Annotated in this window: 1 protein-coding gene; it reads left to right on the top strand. The window is 64.8% G+C overall.

The window, feature by feature from the left end; all coding sequences use genetic code 11:
- Window positions 1-305 precede the first annotated feature (305 nt).
- Window positions 306-585 (top strand): hypothetical protein (locus tag HIJ39_RS23320; RefSeq protein ID WP_169103399.1); only part of this gene is annotated, 280 nt, incomplete at its 3' end.

A 585-nucleotide genomic window follows, 5' to 3' on the forward strand; every position in this document is an offset into this window, starting at 1 on the left:
CCAGCCGCGCACGATCCGCCAATACCTAAGGCGTGCTCCAAAGGCGACGGGATCGATGGGAACGCGCCGACGATGTTGTGAAGGCATGCGGGTGTCCTCCTAGTGTGACTCTCATCTCGAGGAGGATTTCGCGATTGCGGGGCGAAATCCTCTTTGACCAACACCACGTTGTACGGTGTCCCGGATCCCCCCCACAGGAGCCGGTGGATGGGTCGCTCGGTCGTCGTCGGTGAAGGCAGGTGTCCACACGGTCAAGCGTGTGCGGCAGCGTAGTTGAAGTCCGAGACAGCAAAGGGGTCAAGGCAATGGATAGAGAGGGTCTAGGGGCGGCGCCTCCCACGGGCAACGTCCGCCTGGCGGTCTGGGAGGCGGAGGACGGCCGGTGCGAATTCTGTGGTCGGGCGATGGACCGGCGGGTGGCGGCGGCCATGCCGCGCCGAGCCCAGCCGACCGACCTCGATGACTGGGCTCTGGTGTGTCCTTTTTGCCGTCAGGGCTCTCGGCCGCCGTTTATCGACCTCAAAGTCGACAAGACCGTAGCGGCCATATTCAGCGCGGGGCTGGGGGTGGACAAGCCGCAGGCAG

The organism is Sulfobacillus harzensis, from assembly GCF_012933365.1.
In the GTDB taxonomy this organism is placed as follows: domain Bacteria; phylum Bacillota; class Sulfobacillia; order Sulfobacillales; family Sulfobacillaceae; genus Sulfobacillus_B; species Sulfobacillus_B harzensis.